Annotated in this window: 19 protein-coding genes; 11 read left to right on the forward strand and 8 right to left on the reverse strand. The window is 63.9% G+C overall.

The window, feature by feature from the left end; all coding sequences use genetic code 11:
* Positions 1-186: 186 nt before the first annotated feature.
* On the forward strand, positions 187-1,077 hold the full coding sequence (locus ACODSK_RS13765; protein ID WP_489016759.1) for an NAD(P)-dependent oxidoreductase: 891 nt from the start codon (positions 187-189) through the stop codon (positions 1,075-1,077).
* Here ACODSK_RS13765 and ACODSK_RS13770 read toward each other — a convergent pair.
* Entirely contained in the window at positions 977-3,235 is a 2,259-nt protein-coding gene (locus ACODSK_RS13770) for a putative bifunctional diguanylate cyclase/phosphodiesterase (RefSeq protein ID WP_489016760.1), read from the reverse strand. The genes ACODSK_RS13765 and ACODSK_RS13770 overlap by 101 nt on opposite strands.
* 280 nt (positions 3,236-3,515) lie before the next feature.
* Here ACODSK_RS13770 and ACODSK_RS13775 point away from each other — a divergent pair, with 280 nt between their 5' ends.
* Positions 3,516-4,871, forward strand: a complete 1,356-nt coding sequence (locus tag ACODSK_RS13775; RefSeq protein WP_489016762.1) for a spinster family MFS transporter — start codon at positions 3,516-3,518, stop codon at positions 4,869-4,871.
* A gap of 114 nt (positions 4,872-4,985) precedes the next feature.
* Here ACODSK_RS13775 and rapA read toward each other — a convergent pair whose 3' ends face one another.
* Positions 4,986-7,835, reverse strand: coding sequence for an RNA polymerase-associated protein RapA (gene rapA, locus ACODSK_RS13780; protein WP_489016764.1), 2,850 nt, complete (start codon positions 7,833-7,835; stop codon positions 4,986-4,988).
* Between the two features lie 210 nt (positions 7,836-8,045).
* Here rapA and ACODSK_RS13785 point away from each other — a divergent pair, with 210 nt between their 5' ends.
* From ACODSK_RS13785 to ACODSK_RS13810, 6 genes are all read left to right on the forward strand, one after another.
* On the forward strand, positions 8,046-8,390 hold the full coding sequence (locus ACODSK_RS13785; protein ID WP_489016766.1) for an aspartate-semialdehyde dehydrogenase: 345 nt from the start codon (positions 8,046-8,048) through the stop codon (positions 8,388-8,390).
* Between the two features lie 70 nt (positions 8,391-8,460).
* Entirely contained in the window at positions 8,461-8,631 is a 171-nt protein-coding gene (locus ACODSK_RS13790) for a hypothetical protein (RefSeq protein ID WP_489016768.1), read from the forward strand.
* Positions 8,632-8,765: 134 nt separating this feature from the next.
* Positions 8,766-8,882: a cytochrome c oxidase subunit CcoM gene (ccoM, locus tag ACODSK_RS13795; protein WP_489016769.1), complete on the forward strand. Its 117-nt coding sequence runs from the start codon at positions 8,766-8,768 to the stop codon at positions 8,880-8,882.
* A gap of 210 nt (positions 8,883-9,092) precedes the next feature.
* Positions 9,093-11,081, forward strand: coding sequence for an FUSC family protein (locus ACODSK_RS13800; RefSeq protein ID WP_489016771.1), 1,989 nt, complete (start codon positions 9,093-9,095; stop codon positions 11,079-11,081).
* Positions 11,068-11,265 (forward strand): DUF1656 domain-containing protein, encoded by a 198-nt coding sequence (locus ACODSK_RS13805; RefSeq protein ID WP_489016773.1) that lies wholly within the window; start codon positions 11,068-11,070, stop codon positions 11,263-11,265. Before ACODSK_RS13800 ends, ACODSK_RS13805 begins: the two co-directional genes overlap by 14 nt.
* A gap of 11 nt (positions 11,266-11,276) precedes the next feature.
* Positions 11,277-12,140: an efflux RND transporter periplasmic adaptor subunit gene (locus ACODSK_RS13810; RefSeq protein WP_489016774.1), complete on the forward strand. Its 864-nt coding sequence runs from the start codon at positions 11,277-11,279 to the stop codon at positions 12,138-12,140.
* On the opposite strand, the gene ACODSK_RS13815 is transcribed toward ACODSK_RS13810, so the two are convergent.
* A complete protein-coding gene (locus ACODSK_RS13815) occupies positions 12,137-12,865 on the reverse strand; it encodes an SDR family oxidoreductase (RefSeq protein WP_489016776.1) in 729 nt (242 codons plus the stop codon). The genes ACODSK_RS13810 and ACODSK_RS13815 overlap by 4 nt on opposite strands.
* Before the next feature lie 100 nt (positions 12,866-12,965).
* Here ACODSK_RS13815 and ACODSK_RS13820 point away from each other — a divergent pair, with 100 nt between their 5' ends.
* Complete coding sequence (locus tag ACODSK_RS13820) at positions 12,966-13,757, forward strand: LysR family transcriptional regulator (protein ID WP_489016778.1); 792 nt, start codon at positions 12,966-12,968, stop codon at positions 13,755-13,757.
* Here the strand turns inward: ACODSK_RS13820 and ACODSK_RS13825 are convergent.
* Entirely contained in the window at positions 13,754-14,512 is a 759-nt protein-coding gene (locus ACODSK_RS13825; protein WP_489016780.1) for an SDR family NAD(P)-dependent oxidoreductase, read from the reverse strand. The two genes, ACODSK_RS13820 and ACODSK_RS13825, sit on opposite strands and share 4 nt — an antisense overlap.
* A 122-nt stretch (positions 14,513-14,634) precedes the next feature.
* Here ACODSK_RS13825 and ACODSK_RS13830 point away from each other — a divergent pair, with 122 nt between their 5' ends.
* Positions 14,635-15,552 carry a LysR family transcriptional regulator gene (locus ACODSK_RS13830; protein WP_489016781.1) on the forward strand — a complete coding sequence of 306 codons (918 nt, stop codon included), beginning with the start codon at positions 14,635-14,637 and terminating at the stop codon, positions 15,550-15,552.
* Here the strand turns inward: ACODSK_RS13830 and ACODSK_RS13835 are convergent.
* Positions 15,491-16,705 (reverse strand): GAF domain-containing sensor histidine kinase, encoded by a 1,215-nt coding sequence (locus ACODSK_RS13835; RefSeq protein ID WP_489016783.1) that lies wholly within the window; start codon positions 16,703-16,705, stop codon positions 15,491-15,493. The genes ACODSK_RS13830 and ACODSK_RS13835 overlap by 62 nt on opposite strands.
* 201 nt (positions 16,706-16,906) lie before the next feature.
* On the opposite strand from ACODSK_RS13835, the gene ACODSK_RS13840 reads away from it, so the two are divergent.
* Entirely contained in the window at positions 16,907-17,230 is a 324-nt protein-coding gene (locus tag ACODSK_RS13840) for a DUF2025 family protein (RefSeq protein ID WP_489016785.1), read from the forward strand.
* A 3-nt stretch (positions 17,231-17,233) separates the two neighbouring features.
* Here ACODSK_RS13840 and ACODSK_RS13845 read toward each other — a convergent pair whose 3' ends face one another.
* The 3 genes from ACODSK_RS13845 to ACODSK_RS13855 all read right to left on the reverse strand — a co-directional run.
* Positions 17,234-19,792: a bifunctional diguanylate cyclase/phosphodiesterase gene (locus ACODSK_RS13845; protein WP_489016787.1), complete on the reverse strand. Its 2,559-nt coding sequence runs from the start codon at positions 19,790-19,792 to the stop codon at positions 17,234-17,236.
* 54 nt (positions 19,793-19,846) lie between these two features.
* Entirely contained in the window at positions 19,847-20,923 is a 1,077-nt protein-coding gene (locus ACODSK_RS13850; RefSeq protein WP_489016789.1) for a diguanylate cyclase, read from the reverse strand.
* 134 nt (positions 20,924-21,057) lie between these two features.
* A partial coding sequence (locus ACODSK_RS13855; RefSeq protein WP_489016791.1) for a hypothetical protein occupies positions 21,058-21,241 on the reverse strand: 184 nt, incomplete at its 5' end.

The following is a 21,241-nucleotide window of genomic DNA, read 5'->3' on the forward strand; positions in this document are numbered from 1 at the left end:
TGTGCCTGGGGGGAAGGCTATTCAACAGTCGATATCATTGAGCCATCCCTGGAAAGTTTCGCGACTGTATCAGTGCGTCTCCGGCGTAAGCGATCAGGGTTTGCCTTATAAAAACTAGGGGTTTTCCTGTCGCGCCGTTTTCTGAATCGTCCGATCCGTCAACTTCTTTAACTGTTGGAGCTGTAGATGAGCCATTCACTGCCTTTGTCCCTGGGGTTCGCCGGTATCGGCCTGATGGGGTTGCCCATGTGCCGTCGCCTGCTGGCGGCGGGTCATGAACTGACGGTGTGGAACCGTTCGCCGGACAAATGCGCACCCCTGGTGGCCGCCGGTGCCCGTCAGGTCGCGACCCCGGGCGAACTGTGCGAGGCCGCCGACGTGGTGATGCTGTGCCTGGCCGACACTTCGGTGGTACGTGAGGTGGTGTTCGGCAGCGACGGTATCGCCAGCAAGGCCCGCCCTGGCCAGTTGCTGGTGGACTTCTCCAGCCTCGAACCCACCGCCACCCGGGAGATGGCCGCGCAGTTGAAGGCCGGGACTGGAATGGGCTGGCTGGATACCCCGGTGTCCGGCGGTACCCCCGGCGCCGAGGCGGGGACCCTGGCGATCATGGTCGGTGGCGAGGCGGCGGATCTCGAACGGGTGCGTCCGGCGCTGTTGTCACTGGGGCAGCGGGTTACCCATATGGGCGGCGTGGGCGCGGGGCAGGTGACCAAGGCCTGCAACCAGATGATCGTCGCCTGCAATGCTCTGGTGATTGCCGAAGTGGTGGCCCTGGCGGAGCAGTCCGGGGTGGACGCGAGCCTGATCGCCGAGGCCCTGGCCGGTGGTTTCGCCGATTCGAAGCCGTTGCAGATCCTCGCCCCGCAGATGGCCGAAAGCCGCTTCGAACCGGTCAAATGGCATGTGCGGACCTTGCTCAAGGATCTCGACACCGCGGTGAAATTCTCCCGCGAGCAGGGCTCGGCGACCCCGGTCAGCGGCCTCGCGGCGCAGTTGATGCGCCTGCATGGCAGTCAGGGCTATCTGGAAAAAGATCCAGCGACGCTGATTGATCTGTATCGCAGCAAGCCATAAGGCGTTCTTCGCGATGGTTGAGGCTTTCCAGCACCGCGCGCAGGTCTTCCATGGGCACCGGCCGGCTGAGCAGGTAGCCCTGGATGGCGTCACAGCCCAGGCGCTGGAGAAAGTCGTACTGCTCTTCGGTTTCCACGCCCTCGGTGATGACCTTCAGGTGCAGGGTGTGGGCCATGACCATGATGGCCTGGACGATATTGTTGTCCGCCCGTGAGTGAGGGACATCCTGGATGAACGAGCGATCGATCTTCAGGGTGTCCAGGGGCAGGCGCTTGAGGTAGGCCAGGGATGAATAGCCGGTGCCGAAGTCGTCGATCGACAGCGACACGCCTTGCTCGCGGATGCGCCGCAGCAGGGCGATGGTGCTGTGGATATTGGCCATCAACGCGTTCTCGGTGACCTCCAGCTCCAGGCGCCAGGCCGGCAGTCCGGCCCCGTGCAGTGCGTCCTCGACTTCCTTGGCCAGCTCGTCGCGGCCCAGGGTCAGGGCGGAGCAGTTGACCGTCACCTTCAGTTCGCTGAAGCCGTGCTGGCTCAGTTGCGCCAGGTCCTGGCAGGCCCGGCGCAGCACCCACAGGTCCAGCTCGGCGATCAGGCCGTTGGTCTCGGCGATGCCGATGAAGCGGTCGGGGCTGAGCAGGCCGTGTTGCGGATGCTGCCAGCGAACCAGCGCTTCGAGCTTGCTGACCTTGCCGCTGGCCAGTTCGTAGATCGGCTGGTAATGCAGGCGCAGGCCGCGATCTTCCTGCAGGGCGATGCGCAATTCCTCTTCCAGTTGCAGTTCCAGGGTGGCGCGGGTCTTCAGGTTGTCGCTGAAGAAGTTGGCCTTGTTGCGCCCGCCACCCTTGGATTGGTAGAGCGCAAGGTCGGCGTGCTTGAGCAGTTCGTCGCAGGTATTGCCGTCGGTGGGGTAGAGACTGATGCCGATGCTGGTGGTCATGACCATGCGCCGCCCGGCCAGGTCGATGGGCTCGCGGACCTTGTTGAGGATGCGCTGGGCCAGGCCACGGGCTTCTTCGGCGCTGTTCAGGTTGAAGAGGATGCAGAACTCGTCGCCGCCGAGGCGGGCAACCACGTCCTGGGTGCGGGTGGCCGCGCTGATCAGGTGGGCAATGGCCTTGAGCAACTGGTCGCCGGCATCGTGGCCGAGGCTGTCGTTGATCCGCTTGAAATGGTCGATATCGAGGAACATCACCCCGAGCATGCCGCCCAACTGGACGCGTTCGGCCAGGCGCTCGGCGAAGATCTGGTTGAAGCCGCGGCGGTTGATCAGGTTGGTCAGGGCGTCGTAGTGCGCCGCCTGTTGCAGGGAGACCCGGGCCTGGTCGAGCTGGCTGAGCAGGGTATTGACCCGGCGCAGGTCCTGTTCCTTGCTTTGCAGCTTCTTGTCCGACAGCGCCGCACTGATGCAACTGCCGCTGATCAGCAGGGTGATCACGGCGATGGTCAGGCTCAGTTGCAGGCTGTTGTCGGTGACCACGATCTGCGGCGAGGCACCGCCGGGCAGGATCAGGGTCAGCGCATGCATGCCGACGTAGTGGGTGCTGATGATGCCGCCGGCCATGAGCAGGGCGGCGCTGTATTTGAACAGTTGCGGATGGGTGACATTGCCCTGGCGCAGATGGCGGGCCATCAGCATCGGCAGCAGCGCGGCGAACAGCGCCACCACCACCGAAGCCAGCACCAGGGTCGGATCGTAATGCTGCTGGGCGTTGCTGCGCATGGCGGCCATGCCGGTGTAATGCATGATCCCCACGCCGGCAGCGATGCACAGGGCGGCCAGGGTGTAGTTGCGGGTGCCGGGATGGGCCTGGCCGAGAAAGCTCATGGCACCGAGGGCGGCGAACAGCATGATCAGCAGCGACACGCCGGTGAGGAACATGTCGTAGTGGACTTCCAGCGAGGTTTCGAAGGCGAGCATGCCGATGTAGTGCATGGCCCAGACGCTGCAGGCCAGGCAACAGGCCCCGAGCATCTTCCAGCGCCGCCTGGCACTGGCCTGCTCGGCGTCGCCGATGCGTTCGATGATATCCAGGGTGGCGAAGCTGCCGGCGCACATCACCAGGTAGGCGAGGAGGATCAGCCAAGGGTTGTGCCGCGCCGCCAGAGCAAAATGGCCCGCCGGGTGCTCGGCAAGCATCATGTGCAGCCATTCCATAGCGCGCCTCTCAGTTCAGCCGAGTTTGCACTCGTCCCCAAACCGCCTGGAGACTCTTTTGGCATTGAGTATAGAAAGGCCGAGTAGGGCCATCGGCATTAATGGCAGATTGATTTCAATGATTCGGTAATGACCTTAATCGCCAGCGGTTATAACGCTGCAAATGGTTACAATTACCCGCCATCAATCTCGTGGATGATCGCAGACAGGTCGGATATTGCCCTCTAGATTTTGTCCGGCGTGCAGCACGCGCCGATAAAAACAACGAGGGGACCGACCGATGCACAGCCCTACCCAAGCGGCCAATGCCTGGCGCATTTTGTTCCTGCTGTTCCTGGCCAACCTGTTCAACTTCTTCGATCGCACCATTCCCGCCATCGTCATCGAGCCGATTCGCCTGGAATGGCACCTGAGCGATATGCAGATCGGCCTGATCGGTACCGCTTTCACCCTGGTCTATGCGATCGCCGGCCTGCCATTGGGGCGTCTGGCCGATACCGGTTCGCGGCGCAAGGTGATGGGTTGGGGCCTGACCGTGTGGAGCGGGCTGACCGCGGTCAACGGCATGGTCGGCAGCTTCTGGAGTTTCCTTCTGGTGCGCATGGGCGTGGGGATTGGCGAGGCCAGCTATGCGCCGGCGGCCAACTCGCTGATCGGCGACCTGTTTCCCGCCGAGCGCCGTGCCCGGGCCATGGGCATCTTCATGCTCGGCCTGCCGCTGGGGTTGCTGCTGGCATTCTTCACCATCGGCGCGATGGTCCAGTACTTCGGTAGCTGGCGCGCGCCGTTCTTCATCGCAGCGGTGCCGGGGCTGCTGCTGGCGGTGTTCATGTTCATGATCCGTGAACCGGCGCGGGGTGCGGCGGAAGTGGTGGCTTCGTCCCAGGTGCCGTTGGACCGGCCGCTGCGCCGGGTGCTGAGCATTCCTACCTTCGGCTGGCTGGTGCTGGCCGGGCTGGCGTACAACTTCGCCACCTATGCCTGCAACTCGTTCATGGTGCCGATGTTGCAGCGCTTCTTTGCCTTGCCATTGCAGCAGGCGGCAGTGGCCACCGGGGTGATCGTCGGGGTGACCGGGTTGATCGGCCTGACCCTGGGCGGCTGGGTTGCCGACAAGATCCACCAGCGTCTGCCGGGCGGGCGCTTGCTGTTCGGCGCGTTCAGCATGCTGGTGGCGACCGTGGGCACGGGCCTGGCGCTGTATCTGGGGCGGGTCGAGATCGGCGTGTTCGTCGCTCTGTTCGGGATCGGCTGGCTGTTTGCCTACAACTTCTATACCTGCGTCTACACCGCGATCCAGGACGTGGTGCAGCCGCGTCTGCGGGCAACGGCCATGGCCTTGTTCTTTGCCGGGCTGTATCTGCTGGGCGGGGGGCTCGGGCCGTTGGTGGTCGGGACACTTTCCGATCATTACGCCCAGGTGGCGATGCTTGAGGCGGGCAGCGCCGAGATGACCGAAGCGTTCAAGGCGGTGGGGCTGCATAACGCCATGGGGCTGATCCCGGTGGCTTTGCTGGCGACCCTGGTGTTCCTGCTGCTGGCGGCGCGGACCTTTGCCCGGGATGCGGAGAAGATGAAGGCGGGGATGGTGGAGGAGGGGGCTGCTGAGGCGGGCAAGGCTGCCGAAGCACTATAGAGAGATTGACCACTGCAAAACTTGTGGGAGCTGGCTTGCCAGCGATTGCGATGGTGAATTCACCAAAGTCATCGCTGGCAAGCCAGCTCCCACAGAGTCCAAGGTGTGCTGGAGTTAGCCGGCTACCAGCACCCGGATCGCTTCAAGACGCAGCGCTGCCTTGTCCAGCATCGCCAGCCCATCCTCGCGCAGTTTGCGCAGCGCCACGATCTCGCTGTCACGCACCGTCGGGTTGACCGCCTGCAATGCAGTCAGGCGCGCCAGCTCTTCATCGGTTTCCGCCGCCAGGCGCCGTTGCGCCTCGGCCACGCGCTCTTCATGACGCGGCATGACCTTGGCTTCGCCCGCGTTGATCTTCGGCGCCAGCACGTCGCGCTGGGCCTGGATGAACTTGTTGGCGCTGGCTTTCGGCACGCTTTCCAACTGGTCGTTGAGGGTTTCGAAGGCGACCCGCGGGGCCAGGTCGTTGCCATTGGCATCCAGCAGGCAGCGCAGCGCTGCCGGCGGCAGGTAGCGACCCAGTTGCAGCGAGCGCGGCGCGACCACTTCGCTGACATAGAGCAGCTCCAGCAGCACGGTGCCCGGCTTGAGCGCCTTGTTCTTGATCAGCGCGACGGCGGTGTTGCCCATCGAGCCGCTGAGGACCAGGTCCATACCGCCCTGCACCATCGGATGCTCCCAGGTCAGGAACTGCATGTCCTCGCGGGACAGGGCCTGGTCGCGGTCGTAGGTGATGGTCACGCCTTCGTCGTCGCCCAGCGGGAAGCTGGCGTCGAGCATCTTCTCGCTCGGCTTGAGGATCAGGGCGTTTTCCGAATGGTCCTCGCTGTCGATGCCAAAGGCGTCGAACAGGGTTTCCATGTAGATCGGCAGGGCGAACTGGTCGTCCTGTTCGAGGATCGCTTCGACCAGCGCCTGGCCTTCGCCGGCACCGCCGGAGTTGAGTTCCAGCAGGCGGTCGCGGCCGCTGTGCAGCTCGGATTCGAGGCGCTCGCGCTCGCTACGGGCCTCGGCGATCAGCGCTTGCCACTGGCTGTCGTCGGTGTCTTCCAGCAGCGGCAGCAGGCGCGGGCCGAACTGGAGCTGCAGGGCGTTGCCGGTCGGGCAGGTGGCGAGGAAGGCGTTGAGCGCCTGGTCGTACCACTGGAACAGGCGTTCCTGCGGGCTGTTTTGCAGGTGCGGCACGTGCAGTTCGATGGTGTGCTTCTGGCCGATCCGGTCGAGACGGCCGATGCGCTGTTCCAGCAGGTCCGGGTGTGCCGGCAGGTCGAACAGCACCAGATGATGAGCGAACTGGAAGTTACGGCCTTCACTGCCGATTTCCGAGCAGATCAGCACCTGGGCGCCGAATTCCTCGTCGGCGAAGTAGGCAGCAGCGCGGTCGCGCTCAAGGATGCTCATGCCTTCGTGGAACACCGTGGCCGGAATGCCGGAGCGCACGCGCAGGGCGTCTTCCAGGTCCATGGCGGTTTCGGCGTGGGCGCAGATGACCAGCACCTTGACCCGCTTGAGCATCTTCAGGGTATCGATCAGCCAGTCGACCCGCGGGTCGAAGCGCCACCAGCGGTTTTCTTCATCGCTATCGCCCTGGGCCTGGAAGCTGACTTCCGGGTACAGGTCGGCGTGTTCGCCTACCGGCAGTTCCATGTACTGGTCCGGGCAGGGCAGGGGATAGGCGTGCAACTGACGCTGCGGGAAGCCCTGGACGGCTGCGCGGGTGTTGCGGAACAGCACGCGGCCGGTGCCGTGGCGGTCGAGCAGCTCGCGGATCAGGCGGGCGCTGGCCTGGCTGTCGCCATCGCTGACGGCGGCCAGCAGGGCTTCGCCCTCGGCACCGAGGAAGCCCTGGATGGTGGCGTGGGCCTTGTCCGACAGGCGGCCATTGTCGAGCAGTTCCTGGACCGCTTCGGCCACCGGGCGATAGTGCTCGCTCTCGGCGCGGAAGGCGGCCAGGTCGTGGAAACGGTTCGGGTCGAGCAGGCGCAGACGGGCGAAGTGGCTGTCCTGGCCGAGCTGTTCCGGGGTGGCGGTGAGCAGCAGGACGCCGGGGATGACTTCGGCGAGTTGCTCGACCAGCGCGTATTCAGGGCTGACCTGGTCTTCGTGCCAGACCAGGTGATGCGCCTCGTCGACCACCAGCAGGTCCCAGCCGGCGGCGAACAGTGCGTCCTGGGCCTTCTCGTCCTCGGTCAGCCACTCCAGGGCGACCAGTGCCAGCTGCGCGTCTTCGAACGGGTTGCTGGCGTCGCTCTCGATGAAGCGATCGGCATCGAACAGGGCGACCTGCAGGTTGAAGCGGCGGCGCATCTCTACCAGCCACTGGTGCTGGAGGTTTTCCGGGACCAGGATCAGCACGCGGCTGGCGCGGCCGGAGAGCAGCTGGCGATGGATCACCAGGCCGGCCTCGATGGTCTTGCCCAGGCCCACTTCGTCGGCCAGGAGAACCCGTGGCGCGATGCGGTCGGCCACTTCACGGGCGATGTGCAACTGGTGCGCGATGGGTTGCGCACGCACGCCGCCCAGGCCCCACAGCGACGATTGCAGTTGGCGACTGGTGTGCTCCAGGGTGTTGTAGCGCAGGGAGAACCAGGACAGCGGGTCGATCTGCCCGGCGAACAGCCGGTCGCTGGCCAGACGGAACTGGATGAAGTTGGAGAGCTGGGTTTCCGGCAGGGTGCGCGGCTGGTTCTGCGCGTCGAGACCGTGATAGACCAGCAGCCCGCCGTCGATCGACTCGACTTCGCGGACGGTCAGTTTCCAGCCCTCGAAATGGGTGATCTGGTCACCCGGAGAGAAACGCACCCGGGTCAGCGGGGCGTTGCGCAGGGAGTACTGGCGGGTATCGCCAGTGGCCGGGTAGAGCACGGTCAACAAGCGGCCATCCTGTGCCAGAACGGTACCCAGACCCAGCTCGGCTTCGCTGTCGCTGATCCAGCGTTGTCCCGGTTGATACTGCTGCGCCATACTGCCTGACTCCCGCCATGAAAAAGCTGGCTATCTTAACGGATAGCGGCCTTTCAGACCAAAGTTTCCGGCCATCCGGCGGCCGAGCGGACATGTCGCCCCGTCCGTCGAGCGCTTCGGGCGTCGTGCAACATTGCCCGGGGAAGCCGGTCCAAGCCTCAAGCATAGAGACATCGAGCCGATAGAACGGGTGACAGGAGACCGATCGCCATGCTGCCACCGCTGATTCCACTGAGTGCCGCCCCCATCACCCAGCAAATGGATCCGGTCAAGCCGACCCCGGACATCAAGCCCGTGGTGCCCACCCAGCCGTCTTCCAGCGAAGGTGCCATCGACCTCAAGCACCGCGATCCGGAGCAGGCCGCCGTGCTGCTGCGCGAGGAGCAGCGCCGCCGCCAGGGCCAGCACGGCGGGCAGCAGGCCGCCGAGGAGCAGGGCGACGACCCCTACCTGCCGCTGCCGGGCGATGACCTCAATGCCGACCAGACCGTGCCGGTCGCCCCGCTGATGGGAGGCGAGAACCGCCAGGGTCTGCTGGTGGATATCGAAGTCTGATGCAGGACTTTGCAGCACCGGCGCGAGCCTTCATGATGAGCGCTCCGCTGTCCGCCTTCCGAGCCCGACCATGAGCCAAGACGACAACCTGATCGATTTCGGCGCCGAGCGCGCCCGCCGCATCCATGACCTCAATGACAAGCGTCTGAACGAAGTGCGCAAGGCCTTCGAGCAGGCCATGCCGATCGGCTCCGCGAAAAAGTCGAAGAAAAAGCCCAAGGGCAAACCCGGCAAGCGCTGAAAATCTTGATGCAGGTCAAGCCTGCACCCGCCTCCGGCGCCCGCTCAGGGCGCTATTGACCTCGGTCAATTTTCCCTCCCGGCACATTCGCTACTGTTCATCCATCGGACAGGCACAGGCAAATGGAGGCCGACATGTTCTTCGATAATGTGGTTGTCGCTGGCGTCGTCACGGTCGGATTGATGTTTGTTTTCTTCGCCGGTTTCGGAATTTTCATCTGGAAGGACTCGCAAAAGCGCAAAGACCGCTGATCCTTCCCGATACAACGAGCACGCAAGGCATTTAGGGCGACTTCGGTCGCCCCTTTTTTTGCCTGGATTTTCTCCACCCCCGCCAACTGGCGCTCCAGCCGCATCGAAAAAAGAAACTGGACTAAAGATAGTTAGCTAGCTAATAATTTGGCTGTCTTGCTTTTCCACGCGCTGTCTATCGTTAACTCCATCACCTCCAGGTTCACTTTCGTGCCCATCACCCTGCACGCGCTGTTCGCGCCCGATAAAGCCGCTTTGCAGTTCGCCATCAAGACCTTGCTTGGTGGCGGGCTGGCCTTGTGGCTGGCGCTGCGCTGGGGCCTGGAGCAGCCGGCCTGGGCCTTGATGACCGCCTTTATCGTCGCTCAGCCGCTGTCCGGCATGGTCTTGCAGAAGGGCCTGGCACGCTTGCTCGGGACCCTGGTCGGGACACTGATGTCGGTGCTGTTCATTGCCGTGTTCGCCCAGACGCCCTGGCTGTTCCTGATCTGCCTGGCGCTATGGCTGGGCCTGTGTACCGCCTGCTCGACCCTGTTGCGCAGCGCCTGGGCCTATGCCTTCGTGCTGGCCGGCTACACGGTGGCGATCATTGCCCTGCCGGCGATCAGTCATCCGCTCCAGGTATTCGACCAGGCGGTGGCGCGCTGCACCGAGATCAGTCTCGGGATTGTCTGCGCCACCCTGAGCAGTGCGTTGCTCTGGCCGTTGCGGGTCGAGCGGCAACTGGCGGTGCAGGCCCGCCAGGCCTGGCTCAGTGGCTTGCTGGCGGCCAGCGCGACCCTGGGTGGCGATGAAGAGGGGCGCAAGAGCCTGGTGGAGATCCTCGGCCGTATCGTTGCCGTCGACGCCCAGCGCGAACACGCCTGGTTCGAAGGCCGCCTGGGGCGTGAGCGGGCCCGGGCCATTCGTGGCTTGAGCCAGAAATTGCTGGTGCTGCTGCGCATCGCCCGTTCGGTACGGCGCCAGTGGCGGCAACTGGACGACCGCGAAGCGGCGCACCTGCAACCCTGGCTGGATGAGCTGCGCGCCGCTCTGGCCGATCCCGACAGCGAGCGCTTGCAAGCGCTGCGCGAGCGCACCTGGCAAGCCGCACTCGATCTGCGCGACAGCGCCGCCGAGCACTATTGCCTGGCGCGCATGACACTGCTGCTGGACAACGCCGCTGCTGCGACCCGCGCCTTGCATGCGGTGGAGGAGGGCAAGGCGCCGGCGGACCTGCCCGACAGCCTGGCCGTGCACCGCGATATTCCCCTGGGCCTGCTGTTCGGCTCGCGCAGTGCCCTGGCATTTCTTGCCATGGCGGTGTTCTGGCTGGCCACCGCCTGGGCGGCGGCACCGGGCGGGCTGGTGCTGACCTGCGTGGTCTGCAGCCTGTTCGCCAGTCGCGAAAATGGCGCGCAGATCGGCATGAGTTTCCTGCGCGGGATTCTCCTGGCGCTGCCGGTGGCCTTCCTTGTCGGGCAGATCCTGCTGCCGCAGTGGAGCAGCTTTGCCCTGTTGTGCCTGGGCATGGGCGTGCCGCTGTTCTTCGGCGCCCTGGGTATGGCCAACCCTCGGATCGGCGCCACTGCTACTTCCTATTGCCTGCACTTCATCGTGCTGGTGGCGCCGTTGAACAACATGGTGTTCAGCGTCGAAAGCTTTCTCAACAATGCCCAGGCCATGCTCATGGGCGTGGCGGCGGCGGTGCTGGCCTTCAAGTTGCTGGTCCTGCGCAATCCGGCCTGGCATGGCCGCCGCTTGCGCGCCGCGACCCAGAACGATCTGGTACGCCTGACCCGGCGTGATCTGCGTGGCGCGGAAACCTGGTTCGGCGGGCGCATGGCCGACCGCCTGCTGCAACTGGCGCGGCATTACACGGCGCTGCCGGAACACGAGCGCGGGCGCTGGGACGATGGCCTGCACGGCCTGGACATGGGCGACGAGCTGCTGCACCTGCGCATGTGCCTGGCGATTGCCCAGGCGCCGGTCGAACCTGCCGAGCGCGAGTACCTGCAGCAGTTGCAGGACGTGCTGGCTCGCGGCCCGGGGCCGGGCCGCGAGCAGCGCCTGGACGCCGCCAGCGAAACCTTTATCGCCGCCCTGCAGCAACAACCGGCCAGCGATGCGCTGCGCCTGGCGGTAGGCGCGGTTCTGCAACTGCAAAAGAGCTGGGGCCGCTGGTGCCGCCGCCTGGAGGATCTGCATGGGCTTGCGTGAGTGGGCACTGGGCGGAGTGCTGCTCAGTCCGTTCCTGATCTATGTGTTGCTGGCGCTGTTGCTGACCGGGCTGCTGCGCCTGGTCTTGCGCCTGACCCCGCTGGGCCGCTGGATCTGGCATGAGGCGCTGTTCGACTGCGCCCTGTTCGTCTGTGTGCTGACTTTGGTCACGCTGTACCTTTGAGGAGTTCGTTCATGCGTACCACCGTGCGTATCGCCCTGACCCTGTGCCTGGTGGCCGTGGCCATCTTCGCCGGCACCCGCCTGTGGCAGTACTACATGCTCACCCCCTGGACCCGCGACGCGAAGATCCGCGCCGATGTAGTGATCGTCGCCCCGGATGTGTCCGGCTGGGTGCGTGAGTTGAAGGTCAAGGACAACCAGGCGGTGAAGGCCGGGGAGCCGTTGATGGCGATCGACAGCGACCGCTTCGAGGCCGCCGTGGACAAGGCCAATGCCGTTGCCGAAACCCGCCAGCAGCAGTTGCGCCTGCGCGAGCACGAAGCCGCCCGCCGCGCCGCCCTCGGGCCTCAGGCGATCAGTGCCGAACTGCGGGAAAACGCCCAGATTGGCGCCGCCGTGGCCCGTGGCGAATTGCGCCAGGCCCAGGCCGATGCACGGCTGGCGGCGCTCAACCTGGCGCGCAGCAAGGTTGTGGCGCCACGGGACGGGCATGTCACCAACCTGCGGCTGGCCGAGGGCAACTATGTGAATGCCGGGCAACCGGTGATGGCCCTGGTGGACGATTCGACCTTCTATGTCCAGGCCTATTTCGAAGAGACCAAGCTGCCGCGGATCAAGGTCGGCGCGCCGGTGAAGATCTGGTTGATGAGTGCCGGCGAACCGATGAAAGGTCATGTGCAGAGCATCAGCCGCGGGATCACCGACCGTAACGCCAACCCCGACAGCCAGTTGCTTGCCGAAGTCGAGCCGACCTTCAACTGGGTGCGCCTGGCCCAGCGCATCCCGGTGCGTATCAGCCTCGACCAGGTGCCGCAAGGGGTCAACCTGAGCGCCGGCATGACCGCCAGCGTGCAGGTCGAGGAGGGCGCCGATTAAGGCTGCTGCCGGGTCGCGGCGAGGACGATCTCGCGGATGCACACGTATTGCGGCTGCTGGTAGGCGTAGGCGATTGCCGCTGCCACGTCGTCAGCCTTGAGCACCTGGCCACCCATATCGTCGCGCTTCCAGGCTTCATAACCCTGCTTGATGTCGTTGTCGGTGGTGTGGCCGAGCAGTTCGGTCTCCACTGCGCCGGGGGCGATGGTGACGACCCGGACGTTATGCGGCGACAGCTCTTCGCGCAGGTTTTCCGAAATCCCGTGCACGGCGAACTTGGTGCCGACATAGGCGACGTGGTTGGGGAAGGTCTTGCGCCCGGCCACCGAGCTGACATTGATCAGGGTGCCGTGCTGGCGCTCGATCATGCCGCCCACCAGCAGGTGGATGCCGTTGAGCAGGCCCTTCACGTTGATGTCCAGCATGCGCTCCCATTGCTCCGGATCCTGTTCCTGGATATGGCCCAGGAGCATGACGCCGGCGTTGTTGATCAGCGCATCGGCGGGACCGAACTGTGCCTCTGCATCCTTGACCGCCTCGGCAAAAGACTGGCGGTCGCGGATATCCACGGCGCGGCACAGGGTGTTCGGCAATTGCAGGGCCTGCATCCGTTCCAGACGGCGGGCCAGCAACAGGAGGGGGTGACCGGCGGCCGAGAACAGACGGGCGCAGGCTTCGCCGATACCGGAACTGGCACCGGTGATGATGATCAGGGGCTTGCTCATGATGACCTCCAAGGCATAATCGATTTGAATGGCTCAATTCTATTGAGCCCGAAAAGTCTTGAGAAACGGCTTATTCCGCTAGCTGGAATCGGAAAAAACTATGGATATACGACACCTGAAGGCGTTCATCGCGGTCTTCGAAGAACGCAATATCACCCTCGCTGCACAGCGCCTGCATGTGGCCCAGCCCTCGCTATCGGTGACCATCCGCCAACTGGAAGAAGAGCTCGGCGTCGAACTCTTTCTGCGCCAGGCCCGGGGCGTCGAAGTCAGCGAGCAGGCGCGGGTGCTGTATCCACAGGCCCAACGGATGGTAGCCGAGGCCGAGGCGCTGAGCCGGCAGTTCGTCGAGGGGCGGCAGCAGGTGGCATTGCAATTGGGCATCGAAGTGGATATCGCCGCGAGTCAGGTGGAGTCCTTTATCCGTATGGCCAGTGCGGCGTTGCCGCAGCTGCAACTGAGCTTGCTCGAAGGTTGTGCCGGTGATGCGCGACTCGGGGTCGAGACGCTGTGCTGCGAAGACGAGCTGTTCCTGGCGTTGTGGGAGGAGCCCTTCGTCCTGGCCTTGCCGGCGGTGGGGAGCGTACAGCGCTGGATTACCTGTCCGCAGGATGCGTCGCACCAGCGGTTGCTCGGTTTCTATGGCGAGGCCGGACAGGATCCGGCCGGGCAGGCGGCGACCCTGCAACAGGCGGTCTATATGGTGGCGGCTGGCCTGGGGCAGGCGTTGTTGCCGCAATCGCTGGTGGAGCGACATCCCGGCGTGCAGTGGCGACCTGCCCAGGGGGCGGCGCTGAAGCGCCGGGTCGGCTTGTGCTACGCCGCCCAGGCCCTGCAACTGCCGGCGCTTGCGCAGTTGCAGGTGGCGTTGGGCGAGCCGGCTCAGGCTTAGAGGAACATACCGCCGGACACTTCCAGGCGCTGACCGGTGACCCAGCCGGCACCGTCGCTGGCCAGGACCGCAATGGCAGCGCCGATATCGTCCGGCAGGCCGACCCGGCCCAGCGCGGTATTGCTGGCGATCCCTGCATTCATTTCATGGTTGTCGCGTACCACGCCGCCGCCGAAGTCGGTTTCGATGGCGCCCGGGGCGAGGATGTTCACGCGGATTCCACGCTGGCCCAGCTCCTTGGCCTGGTAGCGGGTCAGTACTTCCATGGCGCCCTTCATCGCCGCATAGGCGGCAAAGCCGGGCAGGGCGAAGCGGGTCAGTCCGGTGGAGATATTGATGATCCGGCCTTGATCGGCGATCAGCGGCAGTAGGCGTTGGGTCAGGAAGAACGGCCCCTTGAGCTGGATATTCAGCAACTGGTCGAACTGTGCCTCGCTGGTTTCGGCAAAGGGCACGTTGATGCCGATCCCGGCGTTGTTCACCAGTACATCCAGTTGCTCGCGGCCGAAGTCGCGCTTCAGGGTGTCTTTCAAGGCGTCGGCAAAGGCCTCGAAGCTGGCGCTGTTGCCGACATCCAGTTGCAGCATGGCGGCCCGGGCGCCGGAGCGTTGCAGGGTGCCGGCCAGGGTCTGGGCCTCGCCGGCCTTGCTGTGATAGGTGCCGATGATGTCGAAGCCCTGGGCGGCCAGGTGCTCCGCGGCGTTCTTGCCCAGGCCACGGCTGGCGCCGGTGATAAGTGCGATCTTGCGGGACATGTGCGCTACCTCTGCGGTGGATGGTGATGACGTGGAGCGAAGTCTATTGGTCGCTTGATTGCTGATAAATCAGTGGCTTTCGGAAATACTGTTCGCTTATTCCGAACAAATGGCTTCCCGACATGCTCAAGCCGGAACTGCTGCGAACCTTCATCCGGGTCAACGAACTGGCCAGCTTCACTCTGGCCGCCGAGCAACTGGGGTTGCCGCGTTCGACCGTGTCGGAGCACATCCGTACTCTTGAGGGTCAATTGGGCGCGCGGCTGTTCAACCGCTCGACGCGGCGGGTACAGGCGACCCAGGACGGCCTGCAACTGTACGAGCGTAGTAAAGAGCTGCTGTCGCGCCTGGAGGAAATCGAGGGACTGTTCCGCGCCGATCCCGCCGACCTGAGCGGCTGTCTGCGGGTCGATCTGCCGACACGCATGGCGCGGCGCATCATCCTGCCGCGCCTGCCGGAGTTCCTGGCCCGGCATCCCGGGCTGGTACTGGAGGTAAGTTGTACCGATCGTCAGGTCGACCTGTTGCGCGAAGGCTTCGACTGCGTGCTGCGCATCGGCGGGCTCGGCGACCTGGATGTGGTGGCACGGCCGCTGGGGCGGTTGGCGGTGGTCAACTGCGCCAGTCCGGCCTATCTCCAGCGCTATGGCACGCCGACTTCATTGGCTGATCTGCAAGACCATCAACTGGTCCATTACGTGCAGAACCTGGGTACGCGCAGCGCCGGTTTCGAGTATCTGGACGGTGAGGAGACACGCTTCGTGGCAATGTCCGGCGCGATCACCGCGAACAATACCGATGCCTACGAGAGCGCCGGGTTGGCCGGACTCGGCATCATCCAGGCCCCGTTGATCGGCGTGCGTGACTATCTCAAGGCTGGTCGTCTGCAAGCATTCCTGCCCGAGCATGTGCCGGAGGCAATGCCGATATCGCTGCTGTATGCCCGCCAGCGTTATCTGCCACCACGGGTGCGGCTGTTCATGGACTGGCTGGCCGGCCTGTTGGCAGAGCAGCTTGATCCAGTGGCAGGTGCAGGCTGAACAGGGTTCCGGCGGTGGCGGAGGATTGCACGTCCATGTAGCCGCCATGGGCCAGGGCAATCTGCTTGGCGATGTACAGACCGAGGCCGAGTCCGACTTGCGGTGCATCCGAGGCCGGGTGGGAGAAGGGTTCGAACATCTGCGCCATGATCGCCGGGGCGATGGGGGCACCGGTGTTGTGTACGGCGAGGATGAACTGGTCGTCGGCGATCTTCGCCGAAATGCGGATGAGCCCTTGTTCGTCGCCATGTTGCAGGGCGTTGGCGATCAGGTTGGACAGCACCTGGCAGACCCGTTCACGGTCGCAGCTCAGGGTGGAAAGGTCGCCAATATCCAGTTCGATCCGGCGCGAAGGATGGACCCGCTGCAATTCCCCGGCGACATGGCGCAGGGCCTGATCGAGGTCGGGGCAGGGCTGGATGTTCAGAGGAATGCCATCGCCGAGACGGCCGCGGGCAAAGTCCAGCACGTCGCGCACCAGTTGGGTGGCGCGGTGGCCGGAGGTGAGGATGTGCTCGGCGATGGTCCGTGAGCGTTCGTCGGTCAGGCGCTTGCTCAGCAGTTCGGCGCCGGCGGTGATGGCGAACAGCGGGTTGCGCAGGTCGTGTCCGAGCACGGCGATGAATTTTTCCCGCAGGCCGGCGATCTGCCGTTCCTTTTCCAGGGCAATCTCGGTGCGCTGGGCGCTTTCCTCGCTTTCGATCTGGATCGACAGCAGACGGGCGAAGGCTTCCATCATGGGTTGGATGGCGCTGCCCTTGAGGGCGCGGGGCAGGGGATCGAGGGCGCAGATGGTGCCGAAGAAGCTGCCGTCGCTGCGAAACACCGGCACGGCGATGTAGCTTTCGAAACCGTACAGGCGTGGGGTGGGGTGATCGCGGTAGGCCTCGTCCTGGCTGGCATGGTCGATCACGATGGTGTGCTGCGCTGCGCGGATCTCGTTGCACAGCGTGGTGGCGGCATCCAGTTCGCCACCGACCGCGACTCCGAAGCCGAAGGTGTCGAGTACTGCCAGGGCGGTCCAGCGCGCTTCGGTCACCCGCGCTACTGCGGCGAAGCGCAGGCCGGTGGTTTCGCTGATGACTTGCAGAATCGCCGGAATCACGTTGATCCGGCCGATGGTAGCGCTGTCTGAAAGTGCGGCTTTGCTCATCTGAAAAACGGGTACCGAAACGCCGAGATGGGTTCCCAGTGTAGCGAGCCTGGGTGGCTTGGCAGAAATTTCCGCACCAGCGGTAGGCAATTTCCAGTAATCTTTCGGAATTCGAGCGTTCACCTCAGAAGAGCGCCCACTCTCTTGCGTGCCAATCCCTTTTGACCAGCATCCACCTGGATGTTTTCAGCGAGGTTTGACATGCACATCACTTCCCAGGACATCTGCGCCGCCGCCGACCAGCTCAAGGGCTTCGTCGGTTTCCATCGCAAGCTCGGCAAACACATCGTGCGTTTCAGCGAAGACTCGTTCGGCATGGACGTGGCCGACGACAGCATCACCCCCAGCAGCGAATTCGTCTGGCAGAACGGCGAGGGCGAGGTCATGACCTTGAGCCGCGAGCTGATCGATGTGTTGCTGGAACAGAACGTCGACGACCGACTGAACGTCAGCGAGCCGTTGCGGGTGTATCAGCGGCGGCGTGATCTGCCGGAAATCAAGGCGCAACGGCGGCGCCTGGCCTGAGTCTCAACCGGCCTGGCCGTCCTGGCTGCGGTGGGCGCGCAGCAGGGCTTCGAAATCATCGCGTTCCAATGGCCGGCTCAGGTAGAAGCCCTGGACTTCATGGCACTGCTCCATGCCCAGGGCACGCAGTTGCTGCTCGGTCTCGACCCCTTCGGCAGTGACCGTCAGGCCCATGGCCTTGCCCAGGTTGATGATCGCCTGGACCACGGCGCGGTCATTGCTGTCGCTGCTGAGGCCGGCGACGAAGCGCTTGTCGATCTTGATGCTGTCGAACGGATAGGTGCGCAGGTAGCCGAGGGACGAGTAGCCGGTGCCGAAGTCATCCATGTTCAGGCGCACGCCGAGCTCCTTGAGGGCATTCATGGTGCCCAGTGCGCCCTCTATATCGTTGAGCATGACGTTCTCGGTGATTTCCAGTTCCAGGCGCTGCGCCGGGAAGCCGGTTTCCACGAGGATCTGCCGGACATCGGCGACCACGTCGCTGCGGGAGAACTGTGCGGGCGACAGGTTGACCGAGACCAGCAGGGGGGCAGGCCAGTCGCGGGCAATTTCGCAGGCGTTGCGCAGGACCCAGAGGCCCAGGGGGACGATCAGGTCGGTCTGCTCCGCCAGGGGGATGAAGGTGTCCGGGCCCAGCAGGCCTTCGACCGGATGCTGCCAGCGCACCAGGGTTTCGACCGAGACGATCTCCAGGCTTTGCAGGCGATAGCGCGGCTGGAAATGCAGGACGAACTCCTGCTGCTTCACGGCCCGGCGCAAATCGTTCTCCAATTGGCGGCGGTACTGGATCTGCTGGTTCATTTCCACCGAGAAGTAGCGCCAGGTGTTCTTGCCCTCGGCCTTGGCTTGATAGAGAGCGATATCGGCGCAGCGGATCAGTTCGCCGGCATCGTAGCCCTGCAGGCGGGTCTGGGCGATTCCGAGGCTGGCACCGACATGCAGGCTGTGATCTTCGTACGGAATTGGCTGATGCAGGCTGTCGATGAGTCGCGCACAGAAACGGTCGATTTCCTTGCGGTTGTCCATGTTGGCGATGACCAGGACGAACTCGTCGCCGCCGAGGCGGGCGACCAGATCACCGTCGCGGGTGGTTTCGCGCAGGCGGGCGGCGATTTCCAGCAGGACTGCGTCGCCAGCGGCATGGCCGAGGGAGTCGTTGATCGGCTTGAAACTGTCGAGGTCGAGCAGGATCAGGGTCAGGGGCGCGGCCTGCTCGCCCTTGAGCAAGGCCTGTTCGAGAAACCGCGACAGTTTGTTGCGGTTGGCCAGGCCGGTCAGGGCGTCGTGCATCGACAGGTGCTGGATATGGGCATGGGCGGCGACTTCGTCGGTGATATCGCTGGCGGTGCCGCGAAAACCGATGCGTTGGCCCTTGGCATGGATGGGGCGTGCCGACAGCCGGCAGAAACGCAACAGGTTGTGCTGGTCGTGGTAGGCGCAGCGCAGGTGGGCGGCCTGTTGGCCGCTGCTTTCATCGAGGTCGTCGAGCCAGGCGCCGAGGGGAGTGGTGTCGCATGCGAGCAGCAGATTCAGTGGTTGGCCGAGCCAGTCATGTGTCTTGTAGCCGGTGACATCGACGAAACGTTGCGACAGATAGGTCAGGCGGTGTTGTCGGTCGGTTTCCCAGATCCAGTCGGAGGCAGCTTCCGCTACTGCGCGAAAACGCTGCTCACTTGCCTCCAGGGCCTGGTTGCTGGCTTGCAGGTCGATGAGGTTGTCGTCTATTTCTTGCGAAGTGCGCAGGGCGTAGCGGAAGAACCAGACCATCAGCAGTGCCAGCAGCAGCATGGCGCCAAGCAAGGGCGGGAGTACGCCCCAGAGCAGTTGGTCGCCGGGGCGTGGAGCGGTCCATTGCAGGTTGTAGCCGAGCGTGTCGAGTGGCAATTGCACGTTGCCGCCGTTGGCCTTGGTGATGTGCAGGCCCTCAAGGCCGGCGTCGTCGGCCAGTTTGTCCAGCTTGGGCTGAGTCAACTGGTCGATGAACAGCATCACCGAGGTGGTTTGCGGGTCGATGCCCAGTACTTCGTCATCCGGCCTGATTGCTGCAGCCGTGAGCACCGCTGGCCAGCCGTTGAACAAGACGTAGCGACTCGATTGTCCGCGTTGGGGGGCAAGGGCGCGTGCTTGCTCGAGAATGGGTTGTATCGGGGCATCGATGTAGCTGGAGATCGGCGCTTCGCTGGGCTGGCCCTTGAACAGTGCGTATTTGGTGCGCCGGTCGTCGACGACGAAGACGCCTTCATAACCGCTGGCGGTGTATAGCGATTCGCCGACGTTCTTTTCTATATAGGCCCACTGCTTGTCGACCTCGCCGTGCAGATGCTGGTAGGCCGCATTCCATACCGCATAGCTGGAAAGGAACTGACGCGAGGCTTCGAGTCGCTGTTGCAGGGCCTTGTCGGCATAGAAGATGCTTTTCTGGCTGGCGTTCTCGTTCAGTTGTCCGGCGATATTGAACAGTGCGCCGAGCGCGATCATGCAGGCCAACGTAAACAGCAGGGCAATCCCCGTGATCAGCTTGCGAGCATGCAAGCGAGGGCGCGAGCTGGCGGTGCTGTCCATGAGCGTGCCGGTCCTGTTGGAATGCGCACCGCGAGCCTGCCCCGCGGGCGAACTTCACTCAGGATAGGCGACTCTCGCGGTTGCGCTGTCGCTGTCGGCGAAATTGACCTGGTCGCGGCCGTTGTTCTTGGCGCTGTAGAGGGCGCGGTCGGCCTCGTTGAGCCAGGCAACCGGGTCGTCGAAGTCACTGCGGCACAGGGCCAGGCCGATGCTTAGGCTGATGCGCAATTCCGGCAGTGATGTGTCGCGGTAGGCGGCGACCCGTTCGCGCAGGCGCTCCATGATTCGCCCGGCCTGGGCAAGGCTGGTGTCCGGGAGGATCACGCAGAACTCGTCGCCACCGTAGCGGCCGGCCAGGTCGTCTTCGCGCAGATTGATCTTCAGTTCCTTGCTCAGGTGGCGCAGTACGGCGTCGCCAACCACGTGACCGTAGGTATCGTTGATGCGCTTGAAGTGATCGACATCGATGATCGCGATCACCGCACTGCGACGTTGTTGCTGGCAGGTCTGGAACTTGAGTTGCAGCAGGTCCTTCCAGGAACCGTGGTTGAGTAGGCCGGTCAGGCTGTCGGTACGGCTCAGGGCACTGAGGCTGCGCTTGTGTTCGGAGAGCTGGATGGCCAGGCGATAGCAGACCCAGCCCAGAGCCAGGGGGTAAAGGGTCAGCATGGGCAGGCAGGCGTAGACCTGCTGGGTGGTGCTGACCAACTGCAAGCCCGGGCCGAATACCGCCATGCCGAGCAGGATGCCGCTGATCTGGGCAAGCAAGCCACGCAGGAACAGGCGCTGGCCGCCAGCGGTGACGTTGTTCATGGTCATCATCGACAGGATGGTGATGCTCGGCAGCGGGTTGAACTGCATGGCGGCGGCCCAGAAACCGCCGGTGATGGAATCGATCAGCAGGCTGCGTTGCTCGGTCTGGTAGGGCGAGCGGGAACGGAGTCCGATGAGATAGGCGACGTGGGGCCAAGCCAGGCCGTTGAAGAACATGACGATCCACACCCAGGTGGGTGGATCGAGAGGCAGCATGCCCGCGTAAACGCCAAGCAAGCCGATGCCCATGCCAATGGTGCGTGGCGCATGGATCCTCCTGACGAATGAAAGTCCCTTGCCTCGTTTGTTATCCATCATGGTGTTCGTTTTTCCAGGGGCGCCGTTTATCGCATAAAACGGTGAGTATTGTTGAGCAATCGCACAGTTCTCAAGAATGACCTTGCGAGCCATTTGATGGGTGATCCGGACGCTTGCTTATAAAGAAGGGTTTTTCATGCAGAGAAGGTGCCGGGAACGAAAGTGGCAAGCTTTTGAAAATTTTCGAAATATTCGCTTGACGGGTGTTTTTGGTTCTGTAGAATGCGCCCCCACACAGCGAGCAAACGCTGATGTAGCTGAAGCAAGTGTTTGAAGTTGAACGAGAAATTCTGAAAGACTTCAAAATAAACGCTTGAC

The organism is Pseudomonas sp. FG98 (assembly GCF_057808595.1).

Excerpts from the sequence above, each read along its gene's own strand:
- ACODSK_RS13765 (WP_489016759.1), top strand. The coding sequence starts at position 187 with ATGAGCCATTCACTGCCTTTGTCCCTGGGGTTCGCCGGTATCGGCCTG.
- ACODSK_RS13840 (WP_489016785.1), top strand. The coding sequence starts at position 16,907 with ATGCACATCACTTCCCAGGACATCTGCGCCGCCGCCGACCAGCTCAAG.
- rapA (WP_489016764.1), bottom strand. The coding sequence starts at position 7,835 with ATGGCGCAGCAGTATCAACCGGGACAACGCTGGATCAGCGACAGCGAA.
- ccoM (WP_489016769.1), top strand. The coding sequence starts at position 8,766 with ATGTTCTTCGATAATGTGGTTGTCGCTGGCGTCGTCACGGTCGGATTG.
- ACODSK_RS13835 (WP_489016783.1), bottom strand. The coding sequence starts at position 16,705 with ATGAGCAAAGCCGCACTTTCAGACAGCGCTACCATCGGCCGGATCAAC.
- ACODSK_RS13845 (WP_489016787.1), bottom strand. The coding sequence starts at position 19,792 with ATGGACAGCACCGCCAGCTCGCGCCCTCGCTTGCATGCTCGCAAGCTG.
- ACODSK_RS13785 (WP_489016766.1), top strand. The coding sequence starts at position 8,046 with ATGCTGCCACCGCTGATTCCACTGAGTGCCGCCCCCATCACCCAGCAA.
- ACODSK_RS13850 (WP_489016789.1), bottom strand. The coding sequence starts at position 20,923 with ATGATGGATAACAAACGAGGCAAGGGACTTTCATTCGTCAGGAGGATC.
- ACODSK_RS13830 (WP_489016781.1), top strand. The coding sequence starts at position 14,635 with ATGCTCAAGCCGGAACTGCTGCGAACCTTCATCCGGGTCAACGAACTG.
- ACODSK_RS13790 (WP_489016768.1), top strand. The coding sequence starts at position 8,461 with ATGAGCCAAGACGACAACCTGATCGATTTCGGCGCCGAGCGCGCCCGC.
- ACODSK_RS13775 (WP_489016762.1), top strand. The coding sequence starts at position 3,516 with ATGCACAGCCCTACCCAAGCGGCCAATGCCTGGCGCATTTTGTTCCTG.
- ACODSK_RS13815 (WP_489016776.1), bottom strand. The coding sequence starts at position 12,865 with ATGAGCAAGCCCCTGATCATCATCACCGGTGCCAGTTCCGGTATCGGC.
- ACODSK_RS13770 (WP_489016760.1), bottom strand. The coding sequence starts at position 3,235 with ATGGAATGGCTGCACATGATGCTTGCCGAGCACCCGGCGGGCCATTTT.
- ACODSK_RS13820 (WP_489016778.1), top strand. The coding sequence starts at position 12,966 with ATGGATATACGACACCTGAAGGCGTTCATCGCGGTCTTCGAAGAACGC.
- ACODSK_RS13810 (WP_489016774.1), top strand. The coding sequence starts at position 11,277 with ATGCGTACCACCGTGCGTATCGCCCTGACCCTGTGCCTGGTGGCCGTG.
- ACODSK_RS13825 (WP_489016780.1), bottom strand. The coding sequence starts at position 14,512 with ATGTCCCGCAAGATCGCACTTATCACCGGCGCCAGCCGTGGCCTGGGC.
- ACODSK_RS13805 (WP_489016773.1), top strand. The coding sequence starts at position 11,068 with ATGGGCTTGCGTGAGTGGGCACTGGGCGGAGTGCTGCTCAGTCCGTTC.